Raw genomic sequence first — 12,746 nt, 5'->3', positions numbered from 1 at the left:
TCTGAAGAGGGAGAATACGAAATGCCGATCAAGAACCGCGTGGCGGAACTACACGGTGAAATCACCGAATGGCGCCATGATTTCCATGAAAACCCCGAGGTGATGTTTGAAGTGCACCGCACCGCTGGCATCGTTGCAGACAAACTGCGTGCCTTTGGTTGCGATGAGGTGGTCGAAGGCATTGGCATCACCGGTGTTGTCGGCACCATCAAGGCAGGCAACTCGGACAAGGTGATTGCCCTGCGCGCGGATATGGACGCGTTGCCGATGGATGAAATCACCGGGTTGGACTATGCCTCCAAAACCCCCGGCGCGATGCATGCCTGCGGCCATGACGGCCACACGGCGATGCTGCTGGGGGCTGCGAAATATCTGGCCGAGACCCGCAATTTTGACGGCACGGTGGTGCTGTTGTTCCAACCCGCCGAAGAAGGTGGCGGCGGTGGCCTCAAGATGGTCGAGGACGGCTGCATGGACCGCTGGAACGTGGATGAGGTCTACGGTCTGCACAACGCCCCCGGTCTGCCTGTGGGGGAATTTGCCATTCGCCCCGGCCCGTTGATGGCCTCGGCAGACGAGTTTGAGATCATCGTTGAGGGCAAAGGTGGCCATGCGGCGGAACCGCACCAGGCCGTGGACACCACTTTGGCGGCGGCCCATGTGGTAGTGGCGCTAAATTCCATCGTGTCGCGCAATGTTGACCCGGTGAAACAGGCGGTGCTGACCGTGGCCACCTTCCTCACCGAAAGTGATACGCAGAACGTGATCCCGCAAACCGCCAAACTGCGCGGCACCGTGCGCTGTTTTGAGCCTGAGATCCGCGATCTGATGGAGGACCGACTGACCGCTGTTGCCACCTCCACCGCGGCGGCCTTCGGGGCGGAAGCGCGGGTGAAATATGACCGTGGCTATCCGGCCACCGTCAACTCCGAAGCCGAAACGGCCCATGCGGTTGAGGCCGCCGCGGCCGTGGGTACCAAGGTGGAGCCCAACGCCGCACCGATCATGCCGGCAGAAGATTTTTCTTATATGCTGGAAGCCCGGCCCGGAGCGTATATCTTCCTCGGCAATGGGGATAGCCAAGCGTGCCACCACCCCGCATATGACTTTGCAGACGAAGCGGCCCCCTATGGGACCAGCTTCTTTGCTGAATTGATTGAACGCCGGATGCCGCGCGCGTAAGCGGCCCGTAGAAGAACAGGAAGGACAGAAGATGCCCGTAAAGAACCGCTTTGCAGAGTTGCAGGCCGAAATCACCGAATGGCGCCGTGACCTGCATGAGAACCCGGAAATCCTCTTTGACACCCACCGCACCAGCGCCATTGTCGCCGAGAAGCTGAAGGCCTTTGGCTGTGACGAAGTTGTCGAAGGCATCGGCCGCACCGGCGTTGTGGGTGTGATCAAAGGCAAGGCCAATGGCTCGGGCAAAGTCATCGGCCTGCGCGCCGACATGGATGCGCTGCCGATCCACGAACAGACCGGCTTGGACTATGCGTCCAAAACCGATGGCGCGATGCATGCCTGTGGGCACGACGGCCACACTGCTATGCTGCTGGGTGCTGCGAAATACCTCAGCGAAACCCGCAACTTTGACGGCACCGTTGTGGTGATTTTCCAGCCCGCCGAAGAAGGCGGCGGCGGCGGCAAAGAGATGTGTGACGACGGCATGATGGAGCGTTGGGGCATTCAGGAAGTTTACGGCATGCACAACTGGCCGGGCCACCCGACCGGCAGCTTTGCCATCCGTCCGGGCGCATTTTTTGCAGCCACCGATATCTTCGAGGTTGAGCTGGAAGGCAAAGGCGGCCACGCCGCCAAGCCGCATGAGACCGTCGACAGCACCGTGATGGCCGCGCAGGTTGTTCTGGCGCTGCAGACCATCGCCGCACGCAACGCCGATCCGGTGGATCAGGTTGTGGTCTCGGTGACCTCGTTTGAAACCTCCTCGAAGGCTTTCAACGTGATCCCACAGCGGGTGACCCTGCGCGGCACCGTGCGCACAATGTCGAATGAAATGCGCGATCTGGCCGAGACCCGTATCAATGAGATCTGCACCGGCATTTCGGCCACCATGGGCGGCACCGCCAAGGTGGATTACACCCGCAACTATCCTGTGATGGTGAACACACCCGAGCAGACCGAATTTGCAGCTGAAGTGGCCAAGTCGATCTCGGGCCAATGTGACGACGCACCGCTGGTGATGGGCGGCGAAGACTTCGCCTTCATGCTGGAAGAACGCCCCGGCGCTTACATTCTGGTCGGCAACGGCGACACCGCCGCCGTGCACCACCCGGAATATAACTTCAACGACGAAGCCATCCCCGCCGGCTGTAGCTGGTGGGCAGAAATCGTCGAAAAACGGATGCCCGCCGCCTGAGGCAGCGCGGACATGGTGAATTGAAAGAGCCGGGCAGGGTAAACCTTGCCCGGTTTTTTGCGGTAGGGTGGCACTGGGCACCGTTGCCGGGCGGCCGTCTAAGCGGCCTTCCTCCGTTTAGTTCGAAGGTCCCAAAGCGGACTGAACTGGCGCTTGCTCAAGCTGCGCCAAGGACTGCAAAACGGAAATCAATCTTTAGTAATATCTTTCTTGCCGAAAGCTTGGCGTCGATGTCGACATCACCCCATCTCATGCTTCGTAGAAGACGTACCGGTCAAATTTTGATCGCAAATCAAACATCAACTTGTGCACGTCCTCATCAATTTATGCGTCAAACCAAGTTCGGATGCCGAGTTGGGTAAGACGTCTTTGATGATGGAAATCCAATTCGAAGTTAAGACATTGCAGATTGTGGCTATCGAAAACCATCCGTACATCGTAGTCGCCATTTAGACTCTGTAATGCGAGCTCACGGGGGCGCAATCGCTGCAAAATCGCCTCGACATGGATATTTAGGCCATCTGTTTCGGGAATGCCGCAATTGAGTTTCCAGTACGTGAACCAGCGCTTCTTGTGAGGGCCTTTCGTTTGCCAAGGGTCGCCTTCAGATCATTCGTCATCGCGATAGATCCCCAATACGTCCTCAACTTCCTTTGAGGGGCCTTTGCCTTGAATTCCAAGGTAGGCATACTGGTGGTACGTCTGTGGTTCTAACGGCATCTCGTTTACTGTTTTTTGAAGGAACGGATTGGTGGTTTTATCAATAGTAAACCTTCATAGGCTGTGCAGTTTCCGGCTGTTGTGGCTGTAGTTCGTAGTAATTCTTGACACGGTTTTGACACATGTAGTGCAACGTTTATGGCGCAAAGAGATCCCGGCAGATCTCGGTCAGCTGTGCCATCATGTAACGGCTGCTGAGTGGAAAACTTCGAAAAGTGCAGGCCCGCAACCTGAAGTGAAAATCAGGAGCGCTCCAATAGAAACGGGGCCTCAGCGGCGCCGAATTTCGTTGTGGGTGACTTACCAGAACTCTCGGTAGACCGCGTTCACACCATCTGCTTCCGAGCGCGAAGAGAAACTGTGCTTGGCGATCTCTCGTGCATCCTGCGCCATCTGGGGCCATTTCTGGCGCTGAGAGAGGATTTCCAGTCCTGCTTGTGCAGCGGCGCTTGCGTCTTCAAGCGGTACCACATTCCCAGCACGGCCCTGACTGGCGAAGGCGCGGTAGTATCCGGCCTCGGAGCCCACGAAGGGCACACCAGACGCCATGCCTTCGAGTGGCGTCATGCCATAGCCCTCGTAGCGCGGCAATTGCATCACGAGGTGCAGCGCCCGCATTACTTTTGGCAACTCGGCTGCAGGGATTTCCCCCGTGAATACAAAACGCTCCGTGAGACCTGCAGCGGCGATTTTGTCTTTAAGCGCCTTGAGGAAGGGCTGATGTTCGCGCGCGGCACGCCCAATAATCAAGGCGCGCGCTTCGGGCAATTTGGGCAGCAATTGCAGCATCGCCTCGACAAAAACGTCGGTGCCTTTTTCTGGACGGATCCGGCCGATGGTGGCAATCCCAATCTGGCCTCCGTGACCCAGCTGCGCCCAGTCAGCGCTTCGATCAGAAGAGGGGTGGAACACCTCGGTATCGACACCATGGGGGACCACGGCGCGAACGTGGGGCACAAAATCAGCCGCGCGCTCGGTTGTGGCGACGACGGCGTCCATTTTGGAAATCAGCCAGCGCGGGAAAGCAGAGTGCAGTCGTATCGCTGCGGACGTAAAGACTATCTTTATTGGCAGGCGAAGAACATCACGAGTCCAGATCGCAGCGCGCATTTCTGTGTTGCGTCGCACGTGCCAGATGAGAGCCTTCTCGGACGTATGAGACCGAGAGATTGCGCGTGCTTCTTTCAAAGAGATGGGGGCAGGACACCCTGGCAACGGTTGGCCGACCAGGCGCAGGCCAAAATCGTGCATTTGCTGACGGATGACATTGGCCGCCGTAGCAGAGACGCCAGTGAAGTTCTTGTTGAAATTGGTAACAATGAGATCAACCATAACTGTTGTCCGGCAAAATTTGCAAAAGTTCAGAAATCAAACCGTCGAGTCCCTGCATTTGGGACCTTGCGAAGGCTATTGAGGCAGCTCTCTCAGACGCTTCGTGGGCGGGATCATCCAGCAACAGCTCAATGGCGCTTGCCAGTTCGGCGCTGTTGCGGATTTCGATCTGACCGCCGGCAATTTTGTAGTCGGCGTAGGCTTCGCTGAAATTGGCGTAGAGCGGCCCGTGGATAACGACGGCGCCTGCATGGGCGGGTTCAAACGGGTTGTGCCCCCCAACAGGGGTGAGCGACCCACCAAGGAAAACCCGTGGTGCTAAGGCGTAGAACAGGCCCATTTCGCCCAGTGTGTCGGCAAGATAGACTTGAGCCTCAGGTGTTTCTTCAAGGCTTCGCCTGTGAACCGTCACGGCAGCACCACTTGCCAGCGCGGTGATTTCTGGGGCGCGTTCCGGGTGACGTGGGATCAATACCAACAACAGATCCGGATGACGTTCCAGCAGCGCTTTGTGCGCTTCCAGCACCGCAGTTTCTTCGCCCGGATGGGTCGAGGCCGCGATCCAGACCGGGCGTTGGCCAATCTGTGTCTGAAGTTCCGTCAAAGCCGCCTGGTCCACCGGCAGTGGTCCTGCGGCGGACTTCAGGTTTTGTCCCTTGGAGATGCGTGTTTGATCGGCCCCAAGCCTTAATAGACCGTCCAAAGTGGCCTGATCCTGCGTACGGATCAGCTGGAACCGATCCAGCAGCAATCTGGCGCTTTTGCCAAACCGAGCCCAATTGCGCAGCGACCCTTTGGAGATCCGCGCATTGAGCAGGGCAAGAGGGGCCACTTCGGCGGCGCGCATGATCATCTGTGGCCACAGCTCACTTTCAACAAAAGTGACCTGGTCAGGTTGCCAATGTCGCAGGAACCGTCGCAAGGCGGGGCCGCTGTCTAGCGGTGCAAACTGATGGCGGCACTGGGGGGGCATACGCTGCGCCACAATCTCTGCAGAGGTTGCGGTGCCAGAGGTCAGCAAAAACTCAAGATCTGAGTGCTTTTTGCCCATGGCGTCGATCAACGTCAGGGCAGAGAGGCTTTCCCCAACGGACGCGGCATGGCACCATATCAACCGCCCCTTTGGACGGGGCAGGGTGGCATGGCCCATCCGTTCGCCGATACGGTCTGGCGCGACGCCGGCCGCCTCCAGTTTTCGTGCAATCTTGCGAAAGGCCAAAGGCGCCACCAGATTGGCGACGCCGCTGTAGAACCGAAAGGTCAGGGTGGGTCTGCCAACAGACCCGATGTTACGTGACATCGACCTGCCTCAGCCGCCGGTGTGGCTCATGTGGCGCGACATTTTGCCGGCGACGTCCTGACGGGAATAGTCGAAATCGTGCCCCTTGGGTTTCAGGCCAATGGCGCCGCGAATGGCGTCGTGCAGGGGGGTGTCATCTTCGGGGTGGTTGCGCAGGGCAGGGCGCAGGTCCTGCCAGCCTTCTTGGCCCAGACAGGTGTAAATTTCACCCGTGCAGGTCAGACGCACCCGGTTGCAGCTTTCGCAGAAGTTATGGGTCATCGGGGTGATCAGCCCAATTTTCTGACCGGTTTCTTCCAGCCGGATGTAGCGCGCCGGCCCACCCGAGCGTTCGGCCAGATCGGTGATCTGGTACCGTTCTGCCAGCTGGGCGCGCAGGTCATCCAGCGGCCAATATTGGTCCAGCCGGTCCTCATTGCCAATATCACCCATCGGCATCACCTCGATAAAGGTGATGTCCATGTCGCGTTCATTGCACCATTCGACCATGTCGAACAGCTCAACATCGTTGAAGCCTTTCAGCGCAACCGCGTTGATCTTGACCCGCATACCGGCCTTTTGCGCCGCATCGATGCCTTTGATAACCTGCGGCAGACGACCCCAGCGGGTGATGTCGGCAAACTTCTGATCATCCAATGTGTCGAGCGAGATATTCACCCGGCGCACCCCGGCGGCATAGAGATCGTCAGCATATTTCGCCAGCTGCGAGCCATTGGTGGTCAGCGTCAGCTCTTTCAGCGCGCCGCTGTCCAGATGCCGCGACATGGCGTCAAAAAACGTCATGATACCGCGCCGCACCAGCGGTTCGCCGCCGGTGATCCGCAGCTTCTCCACCCCCATGTTGATGAAGGCCGAACACAAGCGGTCCAGTTCTTCCAGCGTCAGCAGCTCTTTCTTCGGCAGGAACTTCATGTCTTCGGACATGCAATACACACAGCGGAAATCGCATCGGTCAGTGACCGAGATACGCAGATAGGTGATTGCGCGGGCAAACGGATCGATAAGCGGGGTGAATTCGGGTGCAGTCATGGCACAGAACCTATGTCTCGGAAGGGGGCGCGGCAAGGGTAACTTTGTCCCATCCCCTGCTTGGATTTGTTGAAACACCTCAGGAATGCGCGTAGCCTTCTGCGTATGAAACAGATTGCATTGATTGTTCTGCCCGCATTTCTCCTCAGCGCCTGTGGTCAGGTGCCGTTGTTTGACAACCTCAGCGACCGGCCCTGGTTGAAACCGGCGCCCGCCAGCAGCGCGGAGACCGCAGAGACCCTGCCGGAAAGTGACGATATTGAAGTTGCGGCCTTGCCCGCACCGGATCCGGACGCCCCACGCCCTGAACCCACCGCCAGCGGTTTCCTGGGCACCACGGTTGCCTCACTGGGCGATGCCACCAAAGAAGGGTTCTGGCTGGAAACGCCTCTGGTGGATGCCCCGGCCAAAGGCAACGTGCGCTATCCCGCGTCAGGCCGCGAGGTGAAGGTGGACCTGATCCCGCGTTCGGGGGCGGTTTCTGCTGGCAGTTCGCTTTCCTTGGGCGCCATGCGCCTGCTGGATGCGCCGATCACCGGCCTGCCCGAGATTGAGGTGTTCCAGCTCTAAGGCTGCGCCTGCAAGCTGGTTTGGCAGGGGGGAGGCATAGGTTTTGACGCAAATTGCAACGCTTTACGCGGTGATCTGTGTGGCTGTGATCGGGTTTCAGATCGCACTGATCGTCGGTGCCCCTTGGGGGCGTATCACGCAAGGAGGGCAGGTCGATGGCCCGCTGCCGCGCCGGGGGCGGATCCTTGCCGCGGTTTCGATCTTCATCTTGGCCTTTATGGCCCTTTCGGTTCTCTCAACTGCCGGGATGGCCGTGGACTGGCCAAAATGGACAGTTTGGGTGGCGCTGGCGGTGCAGGCGCTGTCTGCACTGGCCAATTGGATCACCCCATCCGCACCGGAACGTCGCCTTTGGGGGCCGATCACCACGGTGATGCTGCTCTGTGCGGGCTATGTGGCCCTGAGCGCTTGAGCACAGGTCGTCAGAAGTGACAAAAGTAAAAGCCCCGCTGGTATGGCGGGGCTTTGTCATTGATCAGGCGCGTTATTTAGGCCAGCTCATCCGGCAGGTCTGTGATATCGGGGCCGTCGTAGCCGTCCTCTGCTTCCCGCCATTCGGGGCGGGGCTGTTTTGCGGCGGCACCTTCCGGCTTTGGCGGCAGGTGTTTGCCAGCCTCTTTACGGGCGAAGGGTTTCATCACCTTGCCATGTTCACGCAGGAAGGCAATGACGCGGTCGGCGTCGTGTTTGCTAAGGTCACGCAGCCACCAGGCCACAGATTTCTGGATGAACCATTCGGGATCATTCACATAGCCAGCAGCCCAGGTCAGCACCCGTTCGCGGATTTCCAGTTCCTGCGGTTTGGGGTGGTTCTGTTTGGTCCAGGGCAGGGTGATGACCATCGCCGCACGTCGGGTCCAGTGATCTGGGGAGGAGGTCCAGGCCTCCACCTCATCCAGACGGGAGGGATCGGCGACAACCCGTTTCTGACCGGCCATCATTGCATGATCAGCAATCGCCCAGCTGTCAAAGTCCTTCACCCAGGTGGTGATCAACTCCCACACCGGCTGATCGCCCTTGATCCGCGCCTGGGTCAGCAGCTTGGCAGCCGCGAGGCGGCATTCAAAGATGTTGCTGTCCCACAGTGCGCGGGCCAGATCGACGCGCCCCTGCACATCAAGGCCTTTGCGCCATTCCTTGGTCAAGTCATTGATCGCAGGGTTGGGCACGCCGAGATATTCTCGCGGCACCTTATGATAGGCGGCAGCACCTTCGGCGCGGCCAGGTTCAATATGGGCTTTCAGCGCGGCCAGCGCCTCTTCATAGGTCATTCCACAGTCACCGATTTAGATTAGTTGCTTTCCGCGCAATAGTCTCCTACCTAAGGCTGAGCTTAGCCAAAGGGGAGTGATCTTGTGGGCCTTCTGAAGAAAATGGAGCGCGGAATCAAGAGCGCTATTCCTTCCCGATACCGCAAGTATTTTCGTAGCTCCAAGTTCCAGTTGATTATGGAGCGCAATCAGCCCATTGATCTTATCGTTCACGTCGGCGCGCATTACGGCGAAGATGCGGCTCTCTACGAAGGACTAGGAGCCCGCACGGTCTTGTGGGTAGAGGCCGATCCGGACACTCACGAAGTTCTCAGGTCTGAGGTCTCGAAAAGGCAAGGGGCATGTCGTCACATTCCGCATCTAGGATTGGTCTCGGAAAACTCTGGGGAAACATTCGAGTTTTACCGGTTCGCTGGGGATGGTGCTTCGAACTCTGTCAGCAAATCTACGGATCTATGGAAAGAGAGATTCCAACAAAGCGGTGAGACGGGAGAAACTTTGGAGCTTGTGTCGCAGACCCTTTCGGAGATCCTCGAGCACTACGACATTAAGTTGGAAAAGTTTGGCACTTCCATGTTGGTGGTTGATGTTCAGGGGCACGAGTTGGCTGTTTTGAAAGGGTCTGAGGGTCGGATTAGCGAATTTGATTTTCTCAAGGTCGAAGTGTCTCGCGCGGCTTTCTATGAGAGCGGGGTGCTTTTCCCCGAACTGGACAGCCACATTTGCGGCAAGGGATACCGGCTGGTGTCGCACCGATATGCCCGGGTTCCGAAACATGGCGATGTTCTGTATCAACGGGGCGCTTAGCCCCGCTGTATGCTCGAAAACTACACTGCTTGATTAGCGGATCATTCAACCGTCACCGATTTCGCAAGGTTGCGCGGCTGGTCCACATCGGTGCCCTTGGCAACGGCGGTGTGATAGGCCAGCAGCTGTGCAGGCACTGCGTATAGAATGGGCGAGAGCACGGGGTCAATGGTGGGCAGGGTAATGGTCTGCCAGGCGTCCCCCGCAGCCTCAACCGTGCCTTCGGCGTCTGTGACCAGCATCACCTTGCCGCCGCGGGCCAGAACCTCTTGCATGTTTGAAACAGTCTTATCAAACAGCCCGTCGCGCGGCGCCATGACAACCACCGGCAGATGTTTGTCGATCAGCGCAATGGGGCCGTGCTTCAGCTCACCCGAGGCATAGGCCTCGGCGTGTATGTAGCTGATTTCCTTGAGTTTCAATGCGCCTTCCAGCGCCAGCGGGTACATCAACCCACGGCCCAGGAACAGCACATCGCTGGCCTCGGACAGTTTGCGGGCGGCAGTGGCGATGTTACCATCCTGCTCTAGCGCGGTGTTCAGTGTGTTGGGCAGGGCGCGGAGGTTAGACAGCAGATCGCTCAACCTTTCTGGCGTCAGCGAGCCGCGTTGCTCGGCCGCTTTCAGGGCCATCATCAACAGAACCGTCAGCTGACAGGTGAAGGCCTTGGTCGAGGCGACGCCAATTTCAGCGCCGGCCAGAATCGGCAACGCCAGATCGCTTTCCCGCGCGATGGAACTTTCAGGCACGTTCACCACGGACAGGATCTTGTCGGCCTTGCCTTCGCAATAGCGCAGCGCGGCCAGCGTATCGGCGGTTTCGCCCGACTGGCTGACAAACAGCGCCACAGTGCGGGCGGGGATCGGCGGTTCGCGGTAGCGGAATTCCGAAGCGATATCGACCTCAACCGGCATCTGCGCCAGCTGTTCGAACCAGTATTTTGCCGTCAGACAGGCGTAATAAGCTGTGCCGCAGGCCACCATGGTCATCCGGTCAATCTGGGTGAAATCCAGATCACCGGGCAGGGCCACTGCATTGCCGTCATCGCTGAGGTAATGGCGCACTGCTTCCCCGATCACGCGGGGCTGCTCGGCGATTTCCTTGGACATGAAGTGTTTGTGGCCACCTTTGTCCACCCGGGCGTCATCCATGCGGATGGTACGCATTTCGCGGTTGGCCAACGCACCTTGCGCATCGCGGATCACCAGCGAGGTGCGGGTCAGCACGGCCCAGTCGCCCTCTTCCAGATAGGTGATCTTGTCGGTCATCGGCGCCAAGGCGATGGCGTCAGAGCCGACGAACATTTCGCCCTCACCATGACCGATCGCCAGAGGGGAGCCTTTGCGGGCGGCGACCATCAAGTCCTCTTCGCCCTCAAACAGGAATGCCAGTGCAAAAGCGCCATCAAGCTGTGCCAGCGTGGCCTCGGCCGCATCCACTGCCGATAGCCCGTCTGCCATAAAGGCCTGGGTCATCAGGGCGATGGTTTCCGTATCGGTTTCGGTGGTAAAACTGATGCCTTTTTCGGCCAGTTCGGCCCGCAATTCGCGGAAGTTTTCGATGATCCCGTTGTGGACCACGGCCACCGGACCAGCCTTATGCGGGTGGGCATTGCCGATGGTCGGCGCGCCGTGGGTGGCCCAGCGGGTGTGACCAATGCCGGATTTCCCGGCCAGCGGTTCATGCACCAGAAGATCCGACAGATTCACCAGCTTGCCCACCGCGCGGCGACGATCCAGCGTGCCGCCATTCACCGTGGCAATACCGGCGCTGTCATAGCCGCGATATTCCAGCCGCTTCAGTGCATCCACAAGGATCGGCGCTGCTTCATGGCTGCCAAGGACTCCAACAATACCGCACATCTTATTGGTTCCCTTCAGATTTCTCAGCCGCTTTTGCAGCGTCGCGTTTGGCTTTTTTGGCCAGCAGCATGTCATAGAGCTTGCTGGCAAAGCCGGGTTTGTTTTCCTGACGGGCGCGGGCCACGGCCAGCGCGTCTGCTTCCACGTTTTTCGTAATGACAGAGCCCGAGCCGGTCATCGCGCGGTTGCCGACCTTCACCGGGGCCACCAGCATGGTGTTGGAGCCGATGAAGGCATGGTTGCCAATCTCGGTCCGGTGTTTCAGCACACCGTCATAGTTGCAGGTGATGGTGCCCGCACCGATGTTGGTCTCCGCCCCGACAGAGGCATCGCCGATGTAGCTCAGGTGATTGACCTTTGCACCCTCGTCCAGCACGGCGTTTTTGACCTCAACGAAGTTGCCGATGCGCACCTTCTCGGCCAGTTCTGCACCGGGGCGCAGACGGGCGTAGGGGCCGACCTGCGCGCCTTGGCTGACGTGGCAGCCCTCCAGATGGGAAAAGGCGCGGATTTCTGCGCCGGACTCAACGGTCACACCGGGGCCAAAGACCACATTGGGTTCAATCACCGTATCGCGGCCCACATAGGTGTCATGGGCGAAAAAGACGGTTTCGGGGGCTTGCAGGGTCACACCGTTTTCCAGCGCCTCAGCGCGGGCACGGGCCTGAAACAGCGCCTCAGCCTCGGCCAGTTCCGCACGGGCATTAACACCTAGCGTCTCTGCCGGGTCACAGGTGACTGCGGTGGCCGAAAGACCACGGTCCTGCGCAATCGCCACGATGTCCGGCAGGTAATATTCCCCCGCCGCATTGTCATTGCCGACCTGATCCAGCAGCTCAAACAGTACCTTGGCATCCGCCGCCACCAGACCGGAATTGCACAGCGTGATCGCGCGCTCCGCCTCACTGGCGTCTTTATATTCGACGATCCGCTGCAGCTGGTCACCCTCCATGATCAACCGGCCGTAGCGGGCGGGATCTTCGGGTTCAAAGCCAAGGATGACCACATCATGCTTGGCGCGCGCCTGTGCCATACGTTCAATGGTTTCAGGCTGAATGAAGGGCGTGTCGCCGTAAAGCACGATCACATCGCCCTCAAAATCGGCCAGCGCGTCGCGGGCCATCAGCACCGCATGACCGGTGCCTTGCTGCTCTTCCTGCAGCACCACTTCGGCGCGGTCGTCCCAATCCTTGGCGGCCTTGCTGACCAAATCGGCCCCGTGACCGGCCACAACAACCAGTTTTTCAGGCTCCACTGCAGCACCGGATTTCATGGCGTGCACCAGCAACGGTGCGCCTGCGATCTTGTGCAGAACCTTCGGAAGGTCCGAGTTCATGCGGGTGCCCATGCCTGCAGCCAAAATGACAAGTGCCGTGCTCATGCTGTCCTCACTCCGGAATTATTCTTTGTATTTGTGTTGCGCAGGTTTTATCCGCTTGCACAAGTGGCGCAAGACCGGCTCTGGTCACTTGTGATTG

General features: G+C 58.9%; 11 protein-coding genes and 1 pseudogene. 5 read left to right on the top strand and 7 right to left on the bottom strand.

Going from position 1 to position 12,746, the window contains the following annotated elements; all coding sequences use genetic code 11:
* Positions 1-21: 21 nt before the first annotated feature.
* Entirely contained in the window at positions 22-1,182 is a 1,161-nt protein-coding gene (locus tag SIC14_RS18930; protein ID WP_412563462.1) for a M20 aminoacylase family protein, read from the top strand.
* A gap of 31 nt (positions 1,183-1,213) precedes the next feature.
* Positions 1,214-2,377: a M20 aminoacylase family protein gene (locus tag SIC14_RS18925; protein WP_412563461.1), complete on the top strand. Its 1,164-nt coding sequence runs from the start codon at positions 1,214-1,216 to the stop codon at positions 2,375-2,377.
* 324 nt (positions 2,378-2,701) lie between these two features.
* On the opposite strand, the pseudogene SIC14_RS18920 reads toward SIC14_RS18925, so the two are convergent.
* The 4 genes and pseudogenes from SIC14_RS18920 to moaA form a co-directional block, all read right to left on the bottom strand.
* Positions 2,702-2,917 (bottom strand): annotated as a pseudogene (locus SIC14_RS18920) (hypothetical protein); the annotation flags it as partial.
* Positions 2,918-3,397: 480 nt separating this feature from the next.
* Entirely contained in the window at positions 3,398-4,429 is a 1,032-nt protein-coding gene (locus SIC14_RS18915) for a glycosyltransferase family 4 protein (protein WP_412563460.1), read from the bottom strand.
* The gene (locus tag SIC14_RS18910; protein ID WP_412563459.1) at positions 4,422-5,729 is read right to left on the bottom strand and encodes a 3-deoxy-D-manno-octulosonic acid transferase; all 1,308 of its coding nucleotides are present in this window, start codon (positions 5,727-5,729) and stop codon (positions 4,422-4,424) included. Before SIC14_RS18910 ends, SIC14_RS18915 begins: the two co-directional genes overlap by 8 nt.
* A 9-nt stretch (positions 5,730-5,738) precedes the next feature.
* Complete coding sequence (gene moaA, locus SIC14_RS18905) at positions 5,739-6,758, bottom strand: GTP 3',8-cyclase MoaA (RefSeq protein ID WP_412563458.1); 1,020 nt, start codon at positions 6,756-6,758, stop codon at positions 5,739-5,741.
* 105 nt (positions 6,759-6,863) lie between these two features.
* Between moaA and SIC14_RS18900 the strand changes: the two genes are divergently transcribed.
* Positions 6,864-7,328 (top strand): hypothetical protein, encoded by a 465-nt coding sequence (locus SIC14_RS18900; RefSeq protein ID WP_412563457.1) that lies wholly within the window; start codon positions 6,864-6,866, stop codon positions 7,326-7,328.
* A gap of 43 nt (positions 7,329-7,371) precedes the next feature.
* Entirely contained in the window at positions 7,372-7,740 is a 369-nt protein-coding gene (locus SIC14_RS18895) for a hypothetical protein (protein WP_412563456.1), read from the top strand.
* 76 nt (positions 7,741-7,816) lie between these two features.
* Here the strand turns inward: SIC14_RS18895 and SIC14_RS18890 are convergent, their stop codons facing one another.
* Positions 7,817-8,599, bottom strand: coding sequence for a DNA alkylation repair protein (locus SIC14_RS18890; RefSeq protein WP_412563455.1), 783 nt, complete (start codon positions 8,597-8,599; stop codon positions 7,817-7,819).
* Between the two features lie 84 nt (positions 8,600-8,683).
* Here SIC14_RS18890 and SIC14_RS18885 point away from each other — a divergent pair, with 84 nt between their 5' ends.
* Entirely contained in the window at positions 8,684-9,406 is a 723-nt protein-coding gene (locus tag SIC14_RS18885) for an FkbM family methyltransferase (protein WP_412563454.1), read from the top strand.
* A 41-nt stretch (positions 9,407-9,447) separates the two neighbouring features.
* On the opposite strand, the gene glmS is transcribed toward SIC14_RS18885, so the two are convergent.
* Positions 9,448-11,268 carry a glutamine--fructose-6-phosphate transaminase (isomerizing) gene (glmS, locus tag SIC14_RS18880; RefSeq protein ID WP_412563453.1) on the bottom strand — a complete coding sequence of 607 codons (1,821 nt, stop codon included), beginning with the start codon at positions 11,266-11,268 and terminating at the stop codon, positions 9,448-9,450.
* Position 11,269: 1 nt separating this feature from the next.
* Positions 11,270-12,649 (bottom strand): bifunctional UDP-N-acetylglucosamine diphosphorylase/glucosamine-1-phosphate N-acetyltransferase GlmU, encoded by a 1,380-nt coding sequence (gene glmU / locus SIC14_RS18875; RefSeq protein WP_412563452.1) that lies wholly within the window; start codon positions 12,647-12,649, stop codon positions 11,270-11,272.
* Positions 12,650-12,746 lie beyond the last annotated feature (97 nt).

Source organism: Thalassobius sp. MITS945101 (assembly GCF_047123305.1).
Lineage (GTDB): Bacteria > Pseudomonadota > Alphaproteobacteria > Rhodobacterales > Rhodobacteraceae > Thalassobius.
Note: the sequence above shows the minus strand (reverse complement) of the source record. Positions and strands in the feature narration are given on the sequence as shown.